The organism is Romboutsia sp. 1001713B170207_170306_H8, from assembly GCF_015550495.1.
Taxonomy (GTDB): Bacteria; Bacillota; Clostridia; order Peptostreptococcales; family Peptostreptococcaceae; genus Romboutsia_E.
Window position 1 is genome coordinate 935,232 of sequence record NZ_JADNAX010000001.1, and the last position, 16,758, is coordinate 951,989.

At 27.1% G+C, this 16,758-nt stretch carries 24 protein-coding genes; 14 read left to right on the plus strand and 10 right to left on the minus strand.

The window, feature by feature from the left end; genetic code table 11:
• Nucleotides 1–171: 171 nt before the first annotated feature.
• On the plus strand, nt 172–1,443 hold the full coding sequence (locus tag I2A66_RS04465; RefSeq protein WP_122640503.1) for an FAD-dependent oxidoreductase: 1,272 nt from the start codon (nt 172–174) through the stop codon (nt 1,441–1,443).
• A gap of 226 nt (nt 1,444–1,669) precedes the next feature.
• The gene (locus I2A66_RS04470; RefSeq protein ID WP_147516819.1) at nt 1,670–2,857 is read left to right on the plus strand and encodes a cytochrome c biogenesis protein/redoxin; all 1,188 of its coding nucleotides are present in this window, start codon (nt 1,670–1,672) and stop codon (nt 2,855–2,857) included.
• Between the two features lie 68 nt (nt 2,858–2,925).
• Here I2A66_RS04470 and I2A66_RS04475 read toward each other — a convergent pair whose 3' ends face one another.
• The 9 genes from I2A66_RS04475 to I2A66_RS04515 all read right to left on the minus strand — a co-directional run bounded on the left by I2A66_RS04475 (nt 2,926) and on the right by I2A66_RS04515 (nt 11,349).
• Complete coding sequence (locus tag I2A66_RS04475) at nt 2,926–3,978, minus strand: ABC transporter substrate-binding protein (RefSeq protein WP_147516820.1); 1,053 nt, start codon at nt 3,976–3,978, stop codon at nt 2,926–2,928.
• A gap of 137 nt (nt 3,979–4,115) precedes the next feature.
• Complete coding sequence (locus tag I2A66_RS04480) at nt 4,116–4,928, minus strand: ABC transporter permease (protein WP_195251032.1); 813 nt, start codon at nt 4,926–4,928, stop codon at nt 4,116–4,118.
• Nucleotides 4,918–5,091, minus strand: coding sequence for a sulfonate/nitrate/taurine transporter ATP-binding protein (locus tag I2A66_RS04485; protein ID WP_122640500.1), 174 nt, complete (start codon nt 5,089–5,091; stop codon nt 4,918–4,920). Before I2A66_RS04485 ends, I2A66_RS04480 begins: the two co-directional genes overlap by 11 nt.
• Nucleotides 5,092–5,163: 72 nt before the next feature.
• Nucleotides 5,164–6,735, minus strand: a complete 1,572-nt coding sequence (locus tag I2A66_RS04490) for a recombinase family protein (RefSeq protein ID WP_195251033.1) — start codon at nt 6,733–6,735, stop codon at nt 5,164–5,166.
• 320 nt (nt 6,736–7,055) lie between these two features.
• Entirely contained in the window at nt 7,056–8,555 is a 1,500-nt protein-coding gene (locus I2A66_RS04495; protein WP_195251034.1) for an Eco57I restriction-modification methylase domain-containing protein, read from the minus strand.
• 86 nt (nt 8,556–8,641) lie between these two features.
• Nucleotides 8,642–9,352: a hypothetical protein gene (locus I2A66_RS04500; RefSeq protein ID WP_195251035.1), complete on the minus strand. Its 711-nt coding sequence runs from the start codon at nt 9,350–9,352 to the stop codon at nt 8,642–8,644.
• Entirely contained in the window at nt 9,345–10,487 is a 1,143-nt protein-coding gene (locus I2A66_RS04505) for a DUF262 domain-containing protein (RefSeq protein WP_195251037.1), read from the minus strand. The genes I2A66_RS04500 and I2A66_RS04505 overlap by 8 nt, the downstream gene beginning before the upstream one ends.
• 19 nt (nt 10,488–10,506) lie before the next feature.
• On the minus strand, nt 10,507–10,947 hold the full coding sequence (locus tag I2A66_RS04510; protein ID WP_195251039.1) for an ImmA/IrrE family metallo-endopeptidase: 441 nt from the start codon (nt 10,945–10,947) through the stop codon (nt 10,507–10,509).
• A gap of 12 nt (nt 10,948–10,959) precedes the next feature.
• Entirely contained in the window at nt 10,960–11,349 is a 390-nt protein-coding gene (locus I2A66_RS04515; protein WP_195251041.1) for a helix-turn-helix domain-containing protein, read from the minus strand.
• A gap of 216 nt (nt 11,350–11,565) precedes the next feature.
• On the opposite strand from I2A66_RS04515, the gene I2A66_RS04520 reads away from it, so the two are divergent.
• Genes I2A66_RS04520 through I2A66_RS04530 form a run of 3 tightly spaced genes read left to right on the plus strand, consistent with a single transcriptional unit; the run spans nt 11,566 to nt 12,834 of the window.
• Nucleotides 11,566–11,787 (plus strand): transcriptional regulator, encoded by a 222-nt coding sequence (locus I2A66_RS04520; RefSeq protein WP_195251043.1) that lies wholly within the window; start codon nt 11,566–11,568, stop codon nt 11,785–11,787.
• A gap of 35 nt (nt 11,788–11,822) precedes the next feature.
• Nucleotides 11,823–12,551 carry a Rha family transcriptional regulator gene (locus I2A66_RS04525; RefSeq protein ID WP_195251045.1) on the plus strand — a complete coding sequence of 243 codons (729 nt, stop codon included), beginning with the start codon at nt 11,823–11,825 and terminating at the stop codon, nt 12,549–12,551.
• Nucleotides 12,552–12,588: 37 nt separating this feature from the next.
• Nucleotides 12,589–12,834: a hypothetical protein gene (locus I2A66_RS04530; protein ID WP_195251048.1), complete on the plus strand. Its 246-nt coding sequence runs from the start codon at nt 12,589–12,591 to the stop codon at nt 12,832–12,834.
• 19 nt (nt 12,835–12,853) lie between these two features.
• Here I2A66_RS04530 and I2A66_RS04535 read toward each other — a convergent pair whose 3' ends face one another.
• Nucleotides 12,854–13,219, minus strand: a complete 366-nt coding sequence (locus I2A66_RS04535; protein ID WP_207734719.1) for a DUF2513 domain-containing protein — start codon at nt 13,217–13,219, stop codon at nt 12,854–12,856.
• Nucleotides 13,220–13,293: 74 nt separating this feature from the next.
• On the opposite strand from I2A66_RS04535, the gene I2A66_RS04540 reads away from it, so the two are divergent.
• The 9 genes from I2A66_RS04540 (at nt 13,294) to I2A66_RS04575 (ending at nt 16,669) form a co-directional block, all read left to right on the plus strand.
• Nucleotides 13,294–13,488 (plus strand): helix-turn-helix domain-containing protein, encoded by a 195-nt coding sequence (locus I2A66_RS04540; protein WP_195251052.1) that lies wholly within the window; start codon nt 13,294–13,296, stop codon nt 13,486–13,488.
• A gap of 52 nt (nt 13,489–13,540) precedes the next feature.
• Nucleotides 13,541–13,789 (plus strand): hypothetical protein, encoded by a 249-nt coding sequence (locus I2A66_RS04545; protein ID WP_195251053.1) that lies wholly within the window; start codon nt 13,541–13,543, stop codon nt 13,787–13,789.
• A gap of 50 nt (nt 13,790–13,839) precedes the next feature.
• Entirely contained in the window at nt 13,840–13,962 is a 123-nt protein-coding gene (locus I2A66_RS17395) for a hypothetical protein (protein ID WP_279309961.1), read from the plus strand.
• The gene (locus I2A66_RS04550) at nt 13,963–14,337 is read left to right on the plus strand and encodes a hypothetical protein (protein WP_195251055.1); all 375 of its coding nucleotides are present in this window, start codon (nt 13,963–13,965) and stop codon (nt 14,335–14,337) included.
• Between the two features lie 14 nt (nt 14,338–14,351).
• Nucleotides 14,352–15,203 (plus strand): DnaD domain-containing protein, encoded by an 852-nt coding sequence (locus I2A66_RS04555; protein ID WP_195251057.1) that lies wholly within the window; start codon nt 14,352–14,354, stop codon nt 15,201–15,203.
• Nucleotides 15,154–15,876 (plus strand): ATP-binding protein, encoded by a 723-nt coding sequence (locus I2A66_RS04560; protein WP_207734720.1) that lies wholly within the window; start codon nt 15,154–15,156, stop codon nt 15,874–15,876. The genes I2A66_RS04555 and I2A66_RS04560 overlap by 50 nt, the downstream gene beginning before the upstream one ends.
• Before the next feature lie 133 nt (nt 15,877–16,009).
• Entirely contained in the window at nt 16,010–16,156 is a 147-nt protein-coding gene (locus I2A66_RS04565) for a hypothetical protein (RefSeq protein WP_195251061.1), read from the plus strand.
• 2 nt (nt 16,157–16,158) lie between these two features.
• On the plus strand, nt 16,159–16,338 hold the full coding sequence (locus I2A66_RS04570; protein WP_195251063.1) for a Spo0E family sporulation regulatory protein-aspartic acid phosphatase: 180 nt from the start codon (nt 16,159–16,161) through the stop codon (nt 16,336–16,338).
• Nucleotides 16,319–16,669 carry a hypothetical protein gene (locus I2A66_RS04575; protein ID WP_195251065.1) on the plus strand — a complete coding sequence of 117 codons (351 nt, stop codon included), beginning with the start codon at nt 16,319–16,321 and terminating at the stop codon, nt 16,667–16,669. The genes I2A66_RS04570 and I2A66_RS04575 overlap by 20 nt, the downstream gene beginning before the upstream one ends.
• Nucleotides 16,670–16,758 lie beyond the last annotated feature (89 nt).

Consider the following 16,758-nt stretch of genomic DNA (forward strand, 5'->3'; position numbering starts at 1 on the left):
TTTTGACAATTATGAAATAAAAATAATTTAAAAATTCCCGTAGTTAGTAAAAATGTATTATACTTAAAATATGAAAACGTTTTTCAAGAAGGCAACTCAATAAACATAGAATAATATAATACTAAAATAAATAGGTTATTAAGAAGTTATTTTCTTAAGGGGGTTATAAAAATGAATAATGTAGGATATTTAACTGAATCAGGTAAGTATTTTACCAAAGAAGAGGCTATATCAGAAGCTAAAAGATGTTTATTATGTGAAGCATCTTATTGTAGCAAAAACTGCCCAATCGAAATAGATCCTAAATATATTATAAGCTTAGTTGCAGAAGAAAGAATAGATGAAGCTGTAAAAGTTATAAGAGAAAGAAACCCATTAGCTGCAATATGCTCTAGAGTTTGCCCTTATGAAACATACTGTGTAGGAGGATGCAAAAATACAGAACTAAAAGAACCAATAATGATACCGTATATTGAAAAATTCTTAACTGAATATGAAAAAGAAAGTAATTGGAAGATTAGTGATAAAAAAATACAATCAAATTCTAATGGTAAGAAGGTAGCTATAATAGGATCAGGTCCATCGGGATTAGCAGCTTCTGCTATATTAGCAAGGATAGGTTATGACGTAACAGTTATTGAAGCTAGAGAAGGCATAGGTGGATGGTTAACATATGGGATACCACCACATAGGTTACCTAAGCATGCTATAAATCAAGATGTAGAATATATAAAGAGTCTTGGTGTTAAATTTAGAACTAATACACTTGTAGGAAAGGATGTTACGTTAGATGCATTGAGGGAAGAAGGATTTGATGCATTTTTATTATCAAGTGGTCTAAATAAAGGTAGAGTATTAAAAATAAAAGGATCTGATTTAGATGGAGTTTTAAGTGCAGTTAATTTTTTAGCTGAAGCAAAAAGTAAAGACGGTCATATAAATGTAGGCAAAAGTGCAGTAATAATAGGTGGTGGAGACGTTGCTATGGATTGTGGAACCACTGCAAAATTAACTGGATATGAAAAAGTTAGAGTTGTAGTAAGAACAGGAATAGAAGAGATGAATGCTAGCCAAAAGGAATTAAATTATTTGAAGTTTGTAAACGTACCTATATTTGATCACTTTGATTCAGTAGAAATTCTAGGGGATGAAAATAATAAAGTTAGAGCAATAGAGTTTAAGGGGACAGATGACAGTTCAGACTTAATCTTAGAAGCAGATACAATAATATTTGCAGTTGGTCAAATGTCAGATGGAATTCAATCAATTGCACCAGTAGAATTAGATCAAAGAGGTACTGTAATAACTAATGATTTCCAAACTAGTATAGAGGATGTTTTTGCAACTGGAGATATAATACAAGGTCAAAAAACTGCTTGTTTTGCAACTTCATTAGGTAAAAAAGTTGCAGAAGCTATTGATGCTTATTTAAGAAATAAGTAAGCTTTATAAAGAATTAAAATAGTGATTAAAAATGATTTATTTTATTTTTTAATCACTATTTTTTATTAACTACAAAAAACTATCTACTTGAGATAGAAACTTTCATTGTTGTAGTTTATTTATATAGTGAATTATTAAGGAGATTATTTAATAAATGATATAATTTTACTGCTAATAGGTAGAAAAACTAATGGTAAGAATATATTTACAAATAAAGGAGATGTTAATGGAAAAACTAAATTTAATAGTGGTGTTTTTAGAAGGGATGTTGTCCTTCCTATCCCCATGTATATTACCTATACTACCAATATATTTGAGTAAATTATCTAATACTAGTATAGATAATTTAAAAACTGGAAAGTTTACAAAAAGTGATTTATTTAAAAATACATTGTTCTTTATAATTGGTATATCGACAACATTCTTTATACTAGGATCATCAGTAAGTGTACTAAGTTCATTCTTAAAGACAAACAAAGACTTAATAATGACTTTAGGTGGACTAATAATAGTATTTATGGGTCTATTTTATATGGGAATTATAAAATCTAAATTATTAAACTCTGAAAAGAGATTTAATATGAATACTAAAGAAATAAATATAGTAACAGCATTTTTATTAGGATTTACATTTAGCTTTGGATGGACTCCATGTATAGGACCAATACTTGCATCGGTACTTATAATCTCATCAAGTTCCAATAGCTTTTTAGTATCAAACTTATTGGTATTAGTTTATACAATAGGATTTGTATTTCCATTTATACTTGTGGCATTATTTTATAATAAATTATTTAATACAATAAATTCTATAAAAAAGTATATGGGTAAAATTAAAATAATAGGTGGAATAATAATTATATTATCTGGTCTGGCAATGTTTTCAAGTGGACTTGAAAGAGCTATAAATAACTTTAATTTACAAACAAAAAGTCAAGCTCAAAGGAATGAAAATATAGAGAATGAAGAAAATCAAAGTAGTAAGAAAATAAAAGCTTTAGACTTTGAATTATATGACCAATATGGAGAAATACATAAGTTAAGTGATTATAAAGGAAAAATAATATTTTTTAATATATGGGCTACATGGTGTCCTCAATGTAGAGAAGAAATGCCTTATATAGAAGAGCTTTATAAAGAATATAACGAAAATAAAGAAGATATAATAATACTTGAATTAGCATCACCTAATATTGGAAGGGAAGGAGATGTAGAACATATAAAAGATTTTTTAAAAGAAGAAGGATATACTTTCCCTGTTGTATTAGATGAAAGTGGAAGTCAAATATATCAATATGGAATAAATTCATTTCCATCAACACTTATAATAGATGAAGACGGATATATTACTAAATATGTTCCAGGTGCAATGAATAAAGAAACTATGAAGTATATTATAGAAAGTTGTAAGTAGTGATATTTTATTGAAAACAAATTTAATAAAAATGATTCCTAAAAATTATAGGAATCATTTTTATTAAACTATTTATTATTATCTATAGCTTGTTGTGCAAAGTCAGTATTTACAATCTTATCATAAGGAGGTCTTTCACTAAGTTCGCCAGCAGATTCCATTACTGTCATTAAATTATTTAAGCTCTCTTCTTCTAAAACTGGTTCAGAACACCAAGCATCTATTTCTCTATATTTTTGAGCAACTATAATTAAATCGTCTAAGTCGTTATCTTCAAAGAATGGTTGCATAGCTTTAGCTACTTCTTCATCAGATGCAGTCTGACACCATTGTTGAGCTTTATATAAAGCATTAGTAAATCGTTGAATTAATTCAGGATTTTTTTCTAAGTAAGATTTAGTTGCAGAATAAGCTGTATAAGGAATATCTCCAGAATCTTCACCAATTGATGCTACTACATATCCAGAACCATCTTTTTCAAGTTGAGTAGCAGTTGGTTCAAAAGCTGTTGTATAATCAGCTTCACCAGCAGCAAAAGCACCAGCCATAGCACTAAATTGTACATCAGTTCTTACATTAATATCAGCGCTTGGATCATTTTCACCAATATTTAAACCATGTTGTTTTAAAACATACTCTAAAGTCATTAAAGGAACTCCACCTTTTCTACCACCAAGGATTTCACTACCCTTTAAATCGTCATAGTTAAAGTTATCATTTTTTTCTCTAGAAACTAAGAAACTACCATCTCTTTGAGTAAGTTGAGCAAAGTTTACAGCGTAGTCTTCACTACCTTGATTATAAACGTAAATAGAAGCTTCAGGTCCCATAAGTCCTATATCAGCTTCACCTGATACTAATGCAGACATAGTTTTATCGGCACCTTGAGTATTAAGGAGCTCTACATCAATACCTTCTTCTTCAAAAAAACCTTTAGAAATAGCAACATATTGAGGTGCATAAAAAACTGAATGAGCAACCTCTGCTATAGTTATTTTATCTAATTTTTCTGAGCTATCTTGAATACCTGAGTTGCTAGATGAATCTTGGTTGCTACAACCTGTAAAGCACACCAATCCAATAGCGAATGAGCTAATAACAGATACTAGCTTTTTAAACATAAGTTATCCTCCTTTAAAAATTATTACATAATATAAGTTATTATTAAGAGCTAGTACATGTTCCTTAAATATAGACGTATGGCTTATACTATTTTTAAAGAAAAACAGACTGTAGAAAAACTACAGTCTAGTTAAATTTAGTGTTTATTTTTGTTATAAAGTTTTTCCACTATATTAAGTATTTCATACATGATCCATGCACAAAATGCAAGAATAAATACACCCATCATTACTAAATCAAGTTTAAATACTTGGCTACCATAAACTATTAGATAACCGATTCCATATCTAGAAACTAAGAATTCACCAACTATAACACCTACCCAAGCAAGACCAATGTTAATTTTTGTTAAATTAATTAAATTACCTATATTTGCAGGTAATATAAGTTTAGTTAAAATTTGAGATTTAGAAGCTCCAAAACTTTTTAACATTTTTACTTTTTCTTCATCAACACTAATAAAGTAATTATATGCTGAAAGTATTGTTACGACTATGGAAATAGTAATGGCAGTTACTATTATTCCTTTAACACCAGCGCCAACCCAAACTATTATAATAGGTGCAAGTGCTGTTTTAGGAAGTGCATTAAGTACAACTAAGAATGGGTCTAGTATTCTAGATAATCTTTTAGACCACCAAAGCATTATAGCAACTATAACGCCCAAGATTGTACCAACAAAAAGTCCTACACAAGTTTCATATACAGATACTTTAATATGTGTCATTAATTGTCCGCTTTCAAGGTATTTTACAAACAATTTATATATAGCACTAGGTTGACTAAATAAAAATGTTTTTATTATACCTTGATCAGCAAGGTATTCCCAAAGTAAAAGTAAGCCAATAAATAGAACTATTTGGCAAATAAAAATTTTATATTTTTCAACTTTAAGGTCTTTAAGGTAATTTTTATAACCTAAGGAGTACTGTTTAGAATCATTTTTCATATGCGTCTAGCTCCTTCCATAGAATATCGAAGTAATTTTGAAATGCTGGAGCTTTACGTGCTTTGAGAGGTGTTTTTTCTTCAGAAGGTATTCCTAAGTCTATGTCGTACACTCCTTTTATTGTAGCTGGTCTTCTAGAAAGCATAGCAACTTGGTCTGACATACTAATAGCTTCTGCTACTTTGACAAAAAGACAAACTAGAACATTCTTTTATGGAAGAGTGATAGTCATTAATTACTTTTTTTTTAGACCTAAAATATGAACCGTTACTTTTTCTTCATCTGGTATCCATTCAATATAATCAACTATATTAGATAGTAGTAATCTCTTTTTATTTAAATCAGCTGTATCAACTTCATTAGCAAACTTGTTTAAACTATCGCAAATTAAATCTATATTTAAATCTACTGTATTAAGTTCTTTTGATACGGATTTTATTAAATCTAATTCCTTTTTTAAATTCTCTATTTCTTTATTTAGTTCTTCTATCTTATTAATTATATATGTAGATGCAGAACTATCTGTATTTCTACCCAATTGCATTATTAAAGTATCTATTATATTTTGTTTTTCTTTTATATTAGAATTTATATTTTTAGTTTTAGATTCTATTTCTTTATTATTTTTATTATTTTCTAATTTAGTATCTCTATATGAGCTTACAATTAATTGTGCATTAGTATTTTTGATTTCATCTATTACCTTATCTTCAATTACATCTGCTTTTATATTTTTACAGTTACAAGCTGACACTCCTAATAACTTTTTAGTACCACAAATGTAATAGTAAGAAACATTACCTGCAGAAGTTTTGGTATAAGAATATCTCATATTAGCACCACACTTAGAACATTTTAATAATCCCGATAATAATGCTTTTCCAGTTCCAGCTCTAGGAGCTTTATCTTTATTTTTATCTAATAAGCTTTGTACTTGAATCCATTTATCAGAGTCAATGATACCTTTATGCTTAGCTATAGCACCTACAGGAGATGAAGTATTTTTAGCATAAGTTAATATACCATGCTCACCGTCGGGATTTCCGACAACGTCGATATTTTTGTCTTTAAGATAATTTATTACATTTTCATCTGCTTTAACATATGCAGCATTTCTTAAAATTACAGATACAGATCCTGGAGAAAACTTACCATCTCTAGAACCCCTTATCCCTGCATTATATAAATATTTATATAGCTTAGTAAGAGATTTAAGTTCTAAATATTTATCAAAAATAAGTTTAACAGTATCCATTGATTCGGGATCTTCTTCAAGTTGGTACATTTTTCTTTGAGCCATGTTTTCATCATAATAAGTAATTTGAGTAGACGTAAAACCTAGTGGAGTAGTTCCTCCTAACCACCTACCAGTACGAGCTAATTCGTACATATTATCTTTTATACGTTCAGCTATAGTTTCCCTTTCTAATTGAGCGAATACACTTGATATATACATCATAGCTCTTCCCATTGGTGTAGAAGTATCAAACTGTTCTTTGATAGATATAAATGATATATCGAGTTTATTAAGTTCTTCAATTAGAGTAGAGAAGTCAGATACATTTCTACTGATTCTATCTAATCGGTAACATATTAAGTAATTGAATTTTTTATTTTTAGCATCTTGAAGCATTTCTTGGAATCTTGGTCTATTTGTAGACCATCCACTGAATCCTTCATCTTCGTATATTAAAAAATCTGTTATGCCTAAATTTTTAGCATACTCCATACATAGTTGAATTTGATTTTCTATAGACTCACCTTTACCGGTGAATTTTGATTTTCTCGAGTATATAGCAGCAATCATAGTAATTTCTCCTTTCAGTAAATTAATTTTACAAGTATGAATAAAATCCTTTATAAAATCGAAAAGAACGTAAGTTCTATATAGAGATAATATTTACATTAAAACATTCATATTAAATATATGTCAATATATAAATATACTAAGAAAAATTAAATTTTATACAAAATAATGTTGGATGAGATAGTATTTAAATAATAAAGAATTATATAGAATCAAAATATAATAGTATATGTAGGAAATGTAGTGAAAACTTATAAAAAATATTAAAAGACTAGGATAGTTAAATTTCCTAGTCTTTCTAGTGTTTATACTTTTAATTATTAATGTATTTCTAAATATTTTTCTACTAAAATAGAACAAGTTATTTCTGAATAATCACTATTCATAATACTAGTACCTAACTTACTTAAAGTATCTATATCTGGAAATTTTATATTATTAAAATCAGTAACATTGATAGTATGAGTACCGTTGATAGAGAAATAGAATTCTTTAAACTGTTTTGAATTCATAAAACAATAAAGACCATAGCAAAGACTTATTTCCATTTCAGATTTATCAATACTATGAAGATATAATAAATTATTATCAAAACCAATGAAATCATGATTAAAATAATTTTTATCTAATACAGAAGTAACAATTAAGTCTATGTCATCTTTGGCCGTTACTTTACGGATAAGCAAATAATTGGAATTTTTAACTAACCATCTATTTTTATTATATATAGACTTATTATGTGTTTTTCTCTTATTTTCTCTATCAAAATAACATATTTTATTATTTGGCTGAATATCAGCACTAATTAATAGAGGTGCATAATCATCTGTATAAGTATCTTTTTTTATATCATTTTCATTTCTAAATTGAACAATTGGGCCTACACTAACTTTGAGACCTAAATCATTAAGTGTGTATTTTAAAGTTTTTATATTTTTTAATAATGCAATATCATTTATTGTTCTAGGAACTAATATAGACATTGAATCTTTGTCAAATATAATATCATCAAAATTGATTGAAAAATCAGATGAATCATTGAATGATATATTGACTTTATTATGTTTTTTATTATTTATAAAAGTTGAAATAATAACCTCTTGATTAACTGATTTAAACATACTTCGTTTTTCAAATGAATGTATATTAGTAAGTGAGTAGTTAGAGAAAATAAATTTTCTTAACTTTTTTGAATACTCACCACTGAGATAATTCCTTGGGCTTAGCAAAATATATACTCCATTCTGCTTTAATAGCTTTAATGACATAGCAATAAATAATGTATAAATATTAGGTTGGCCATATACTATATTACTCATAACTATTGCCTCGTCTGAAGATTGATTAATTTTTTTATATGGTGGATTAGATATAATAATATCATATTTACCATGATCATTAGACTTAATCCACTCATTTTTATTTTTAGTTATAAAATTTTCATTTAAAATATTGTACGAAAATTTTATGCTAGAGGTTTTATTTACATATTTAGCTAAAATATTTAAATTATCATAAAGTATATTAGATACATCGATATCAAACTCATAAGCATCCACATGAATATTTTTTATATTTGAGCAAGTATTAATTATATGTAAGATTAAGCTAGCTATTAGTATCCCACATCCACCAGAAGGCTCAAGTATAAATAGTGTATCTGAATTTCTGAAAATATTAAAATCTATAGTAGAAATCATCTTACATGCAGTATCATATGGAGTAAAAAATTGAGATTTATCTTTTAAATAAGATTTATCTTTTGTTTCTAAATATTTATTTTGAGATTCCTCAAAAATATTTATAATAGTACTACTCATTATGTATTAACTCCTGTTCTTTTTATTCATTAATAATTCTACTATAGGAAAAAGAAAAAAGCTATAGGAAAAAAATACTTACACTTTTAAAGTGCCTTTTTAGTTGTATCAATATACAAATCAATGTCATCCAATAAGTTTAATATTTTACGTTCAAAGTCATTTATTAAGTCTAATAAATCCTTTTTTGTTTTATCATTAAGTTTAAAGTTATTATGGATATAATCATCTACTTGCTCAATAGTAAGGTTTTGCCTAGATTCATTAAATCTTTTTAGTTCATTTATATAATCACCATGAGATAAGCTCATTCGAACATTACACAAATTCTTCATAGTAGCTGCAGGTATTTTTAGTAATGGTTCATTTTTGTTTAAGTCTAGAACATTAACAATATGCGATAATGACTTATCATTAATGCTATCTCTAGAATTGAAGTATGATTTATGTCCATTATAGTCTAGATTATGGCTAGAGCTAGGATTCTTTTTGTAGTGCATAACTAAATCAAATATTTCATCTATTTTATTTTTATTTTTTATAATACACATTAAATCTCTTACGTTATTAAAAAAATATTCATTTTCAATTATTACTGAAAGAGCATATCCAGATAAGTTTTTTATAAACTTTTCTACTGTTCCATATGAAAATACAACAACACTGCGAGCTAAAAAGTATTTATCCAAAGGATTGCCATCAAAGGATTCCAACTGAGAAAACATATAGTTGATTTCCATAATTCTATATTTTGATTCCTGCGCGATGTCTTTTCTAATACTATTAAAATTACTCATTAGGTTCAAAGTACTCCAGACTTAGATTTAACAATCTTTTCATTCGGTCAATAGCTTTTGGATTTGTAGCAGTAGCTGATTTATAGGGACTATTATCTGAATATAAACTCTTTATTTTATCTGCAAGCAAAACTTTATTATGTGAATAATACTCTAAATTTTTAGAAACACCTGGAACTATAACTTCAAATATAGATTCACTTATTTTACCTGAAAACTTATTTGTTTTAATATTGTATTTTTTAAATACATCTTCTCCAATTGTAGAATATAATAATTCAAATGTTTTTATGAAATTAATTTGAACATCATATCTATTAAAAGTACTATCATTAGCAATATTTTCAACTACCTGATCGAATAAATCATCAAGCTTTCCATCATTATTAGAATTAAACTTAATTAATGTATCTTTTTCATAAAGAGTTAAATATCTTATAAAAAATTCATAATGTTTTTTATCTGATATTTCTTTACACTTAGCTGTTCCTATATTTTTAAATGGTAAACATTTTAAAAATACTTCATTATTACTCATATTATCTATAAAATTAAATAATTCCGGATTTAAAAGAAGAGCAAGTGCGTTACGCAATTCTTGGCTATTAAGCTTTGTACCGAATCCATTTAATCGTCTAAATACTTCTAATTTAATATCTTTTTTACTTTTCTTAGATATTATTATCAAATCAAGTTTACATTTTTTAAATGAACGTTGTAATTCTTTTGTAAAATCTTCGTACTTAAGGTTTTCTAAATAAGTAAGTTTAGGTGCTGATGTTAATACGAATGCATCAGAATTTTTACCATCTTCATTTTTTAAGTTTCCTACAAATTCAAATATTGTTGAAAGCCTTTGAATACCATCAACAACTTCCCAAAGTGCATGTTCATCTTGATATAAAAATATAGGGGGGATAGGTAATCCTAAAAGTATAGATTCTATGAATTTAGTTTTTTGTTCATCGGTCCATTTAAAGACTCTTTGATATTCAGCTTTTAAGTTAATATCTCCATCATTATAAAGTGAAATTAATTCACTAATAGACATTGGATATGAATCAACGTAAATATCATAACCTGACTCATCAATTTGTTTTTGTAAAAGTTTAATTTGCGTTTCAATATCACTCATATTTTATTACAACTCCTTTTTATTTAATATATTTATACATGACAAGTTCCACAGGAACTCTGAAATGTTTACTCATTTGTTCTATGGTTATGTAATCATAACCCTCTGAAAAACTATTTAAAGCATCATCTGTAATTAATAGATGTGCGGCAAATTCATTTGCTTCATTTTCAAGTTTATTTGTATTAGAGTATGTATAATTTTTTAAGAAGCAAATATTTGTATTTTTATGTAAAAGAGCATGCCCCAATTCATGTGCAAGAACAACAGGTTCTTCCCATTCTTCTAAATCTGTATTTAAAGTTATAAAGTATTCCCCAGAAATATTTAAGAAGTAGCCTTTAGTACTACCTAAAGGATCTTTTTTTATATTAATATTTAAGTAGTCGCATAGTTCATATATATTAGATGTTTCATATCTGCTTATTAAACTATTTACTTTTTGCTTTATTTTACTCAAGTTAATCCCTCATTACTTTTTGTTTTTCATATTTTTAGCCATTTCAATTGTACTTCTTATTGAATTTCTAAGTAATATCATATCTTGCTCACTCATTGGCTCTCCACAAAGCATAAGTCCTTGTTGATTCATTAACTCATCAATCATTTTTTCTATATCTTTTTCTTGATTAGCTTCTTTAGAGGACTCTTTTTTTATAACTTTCTCATTATTTAATAAAAAATCCGTTGTTACATTAAAATATTGAGCTATTTTTACTATATTATCATTATCTATATTTCTTCTTCCTTTTTCCCAGTTACTAAGGGTAGAAGGACTTATTCCTAAATGAGCCGCTAAATCTTGTGATGGAATATCTCTTTCTTCTCTTAATTCTTTAACTTTATTTCCGATACTTTTCATTTTGACAACCTCCTCTGTCTATAATATATCTGAAATGAAAAGTTTTTTGCTGATTATTTTCAAAATGAAAATAAGTAAATTTCAACGTTATATGATATTTTATAAAATAAACTTTTCAAAATGTAAAAAATTTTTAAAAAAAGTATTGATTATTTTCAAAATGAAAAGTATAATTAAAACATAGTAAATCAAGAAAGAAAAAGAGGTGATGAAAAAATGCCTAATAAATTAGTAGGAATTAGAAAAAGCATAAACAAAACTCAAAGTGATTTCGCTGAATTACTTGGGATTAGTAGGCCTACATACTTAGTAAAGGAGAAATCTTATGGTGATGAGTTTACAGGACGTGAAATGAAAATTTTAACTAGTTATATAAAAAAGTTTTACCCTAATATAACTATGGAGGAAATTTTTTTTAATCAATGCTTTTCGAAATGAAAAGTAGCAACTGAATAATATATGGAGGTATGATAATGCAACTAAAATTAGTAGATAAAACAGAAGTTAAAAAAATAGTAAATATACAAGAATTAGATGGAGTATTACTGGTAAGTAGTAGAGAAATAGCTACACATTTTGAAAAGAGGCACTCAGATGTAATAGATAAAATAGAGGAACTTATCAAAGCGGAAAATTCCGTTATGAGTATGTTTATAGGTAGTACCTATAAAGCTGGGACTGGTAAAAATTATAAAGAATATTTAATGAATAGAGATGGATTTAGTCTATTGGTTATGGGATTTACTGGATCTAAAGCGCTAACATGGAAACTTAAATACATAGAAGCATTTAACAAAATGGAAGAACAACTTAAAAATCCATTTTCAAATATGAGTAAAGAGCTACAAGCAATACTTATGGTGGATAAGAAACAACAAGAGCAAGAAAAACGAATAGCTGATATAGAAAATAAAATGACTATTAATTATGAGTTAGCTGAAAATTTAAGAACTGCAATAAATTACAGAGCTATAGAACTATTAGGTGGTAAAAATACACCAGCGTATAGGAAGTTAAATAAAAAGTTATTTTCGGCTTTTTATAAAGATATAAGAAGAACTTTCAATGTAAATAGTTATAAAAATCTATCTGTTAAGAATTATGACTTAGCTATGGATTACATAAGAACTTGGAAAGTAGATGAGATTTTAAAATATGCAATTCAAGGGGTTAATAGTCAGTTAGTATTTGAAGTTAATTAAAAGGAATATATAAATATTATTAGTTTAGGAGCATGTTATGGATGAATTGGAATTGAAGATAGATAAATTAATAGAGTTTGGATATTTTGAAATTAATGATGAATATATAAAAGAATATTGTATTGAAAATTTAAAAGATAATGCTAGAGCAATAGAAAAATTCAAAAATAAAAACTATATAGTAGCGAGAAAAATTGATGGTTTGATTATATTTTATTCTAAACAATATATAAATGATAAAAGCATAGAGGAACTAAAGAGAATTCCGTTATGGATGGAGTAGACCCATCCATGAATAAAAATTATAAACCTAAAAATTTAGATAGTTCTCTTTCTGCAACAGAGCTTAGTATAGGTAAAGAAACAGAAGATAATTTAGTAACAATTTTTTTAGTAGATGACCATACTTTATTATCTCTAATATTATCTACAAAATTTCTACCTAAAGGAGTTAAGTCTCCTATAAAGTATGGATTGTCATCAGCATATTCAACAAAATCAACATAGTCATATTTATGTATCTGTCTTATGTGATAAAAAATTTCATCTTCTGTGTACTTAGTTAAGTTATGAATTAAAAAATCAGTATCAACACATAAATTATTATTATCTGTTGATTTTTCAATAAGAAGAAGAATATCTCTAACACAATCATCATTAAGTCTCATAATGTCACTACCTTTCATAATTATATTTGGAATTATATTCTACACATAAATTATAACATAAAGGAGTTAGAAAAATGAAAATAAATGACAATTTGAATCGAATTTTAAAAGAGAGAAATATAAATGCACGAATATTATCTAGGGGTTCAGGTGTACCCCACGAAAATATATATAAAATTTTAAAAGAAAAAAATAAAAATCCTGGAGTATATACAGTAAAGAAACTAGCGGATTATTTAGGATTAACAATAGATGAGTTAATTAAATAATCACAGGACAAAATCTAGTATTCATAAGATATAGAAAAAGGGGGGAAGTGATATGGCTAGAAAAACTATGAACTTAAAAGTTGAAGTTGTATGGCCAGAAGATCCAGAAGCTGTTTTAGAAATAGAAAAAAGAAAAGCTCAGTGGATATTTGATAGACAAAGAGAAAGATTTGGAGATGAAGCACTTTCCATAGTCTATCCAATATTTATAAGGACAAAAGAGCTAGAAGAAACAGGATTAGGTTATGAGGAAGCTAAACAGATAGCTATAAAAGAGTATAGAGAAAGACAGAGGGCTTAAGTCCCTTTGATTAATAAAAATGTACAAGTTAGTAAATAGGAGGTATAGAAATGGCAATTAAAGATATTTTAAATATCACAGTAGAAGAAGCTAGACAAATATATGAACAAATGAACATATCTTTCATATGTAGAGATGGAAAGCTTAAAGGATTTAAGAAGGAGGGGAAATAGGTGATAAAAACAGATGCAATAGAAGTTATAGATAGTGCTTTTAGAGGGATTATAGCTGATGATAAATACAAGCTTGTAAAAGCAAATTTAAATAAAGGTAGATATGTTGAAGCTACATACAAATATAAAAATAAATATATAGATAGAGAAATTGAACTTAACTTTTTAATACCAAGGTTTTATATAGGGGACAATGATCCTATAGCTGATATTGGAACTTTATCTAGTGTATGTAGGGGTTTAAAGCTACATGATAACTATTATATGGATAACTTAAGAATATCAAAAGAAAAGATAGATGTTGAATTTTATAATAAGCTTGATTTTACAAGAATATCAGTTAGAACGCTAAGAGATAGTTTACTTGAGGTTTAGGAGATGGAGAAAATATGGCTATTGTAAGAGTTATAAAAGATAAAAGTAATCCTTATGTAATGTTAAATAAGGCATGTTTAAATGATGATAGAGCATCTTGGAAGGCTAAAGGGTTACATACATATTTATTAAGCTTACCAGATGATTGGCAAATATATGTAAAGGATTTAAAGAATAGAAGTAAGGATGGAAGAGATTCAACATTAACTGCAATGAATGAGCTTATAGATTTAGGATATGTAAAAAGAAATCCTAGGAAAGATGATGAGTCAGGAAAATTTACTGGTGGATTTGATTATGAGGTATATGAAATACCAATAAAAGTAGCTGAAAGCCGAGATACGGAAAATCCGGAATACGGAAAAACCGGAAGTCGGAAAATCCGAAATCCGGAAAATCCGAAACTACTAAATAATAAATATAAACTAAATAATAAATATAACAAATTAATAATAGGCTACTACCAAAAACATATTGGCGTTATAACTCCTAATCTTTCTTTGAAGCTTTTAAGTTTTTTAGATGATGGTATGGAAGCAGATGTAATTATAAGAGCTATAGATGAAACTGTAGGAGCAGGTATAAGAAATTTTAATTATCTTCTAAAGATATTAAATAATTGGTTAGAAGAAGGCATAAAAGAAGGTGCTCAGTTAACTGAACACCAAAACAAATATAAAAATAAAAAAACGATTAATAATAGTATAAATGAAAATAAAGAAAAAAATAACAGTTTTGGGGGAAATAGTTATGGAAAGTCTTCAACATACAATGACAATAAACGAGAAGTGGATTCAAGCTCAGAAGTCGAAGTGGATGTCAAAGAACTTGCAGAACAATATGGAATTGACATTGAAGAAATATAATTGTCCTAAATGTGAGGATAAAGAATATCTATTTACAGCAGAAGGTGAAGTGTATTGGTGCGATTGTAGGAGTATTAGACTTGCTAAGGAAAGAATTGAAAAAAGTGGGCTTAGTAATAGATTTGAGAAAAATAAGTTTAATAATTATAAGGCTAATAATGAACAGAGACAAAAAGCTATTGAGACTTGTCTAAAGTATATAAAGAATTTTGATAAGACTAAAAACTTATTATTAACTGGACAAGTTGGAAGTGGTAAAACTCATTTAGCAATTGCTACATCAAGAGTATTGTTAAAGACAGTTGGAGTTAAATATGCTGATTTTGTAAATGAAATATCCAGAATGAAGTTTAATCAGTTGGACCAAGAAGATTTTACAAAATCATTAGATTCATATAGAAATGCATCAGTACTTTTTATAGATGATTTATATAAGGGAGATACATCTCCAGCAACACAAAGAATTGTACAGGATATAGTTAATTACAGATATAACAATAATAAGGCAATGATAATAACTACAGAGCTTGATAAAATTGGGCTTTTGGATATAAATGAAGCTACAGCCAGTAGAATAATTGAAATGTGTAGTTATGAAGAAGATAATGACTGGGGTGAGTATATTGTTGAATTTAAAGGAAGAGAACTTAATTACAGACTCTTTAAAAAATAAGTCTAAGCATGTTTTAAAGAGATTTGAGTGTAATAAGTGTAATCAAATATATATTTATATAGTCAAAGAAGATATAGATGAAGTTAGATGTAATATATGTGATATAAATATTAAAGTTAAGGGTGAGATTTAAATGTCAATTTTAGAGATGATGACAATCAGAGAAGCTGCAGAGCATCTAAGAGATATGTCATTAAAAATAGCAAATGAAAAAGGGATAACAAAAGAAGAGGCATGGGATTTGCTAATGGAGGAATTAAAAATACAACTAGGGGGATAAGCATGTTAGAGGAGAAGCAGCTTGAAAATGTAAAACAAATATTAGGAGATCTATATATAAAGCACGGTTTAACAGAAGAAGTTGTAAGATTAAGCCAATGGATAGATGAAGTAGTAGTAAAAATACAAAAAGAAAAATATATGACAATGGAGGATAAGAAACATGTTAATGCTAAAAAGTAGACATGAAGAAGTAGTTAAATTAGAGAAAGTAGCATCTTTTGAAGAGGGATACCAAACAGGGTATGACTTAGCAAAGTTTGATAAAGACAAAGAAATTAAATCTTTAATAAATACTATAAAGACAAAGGAAAAACTTATAGAGGATATACAGATAGAGAATGAAATAAATAGTAAGAAGGTTGAAATATTGAGATTCTTCTTAGCTTGTAATTATAGAAAAGATGTAGCAAGATATGAAGCTATAGCTAAGAAAACTAAAAAATATAGAATCAGAAAAAAAGCAGAAGCTAAAATAATTAAATTAAAGGAGTTACAGATAGCTTTTGAATAATTATAATTTGAATTTATTAGTAATTGTGATACTAACTTTATTAGTTGGTATCACAGTTGAATTAAATAGAATTAGGAAAAAATAACATT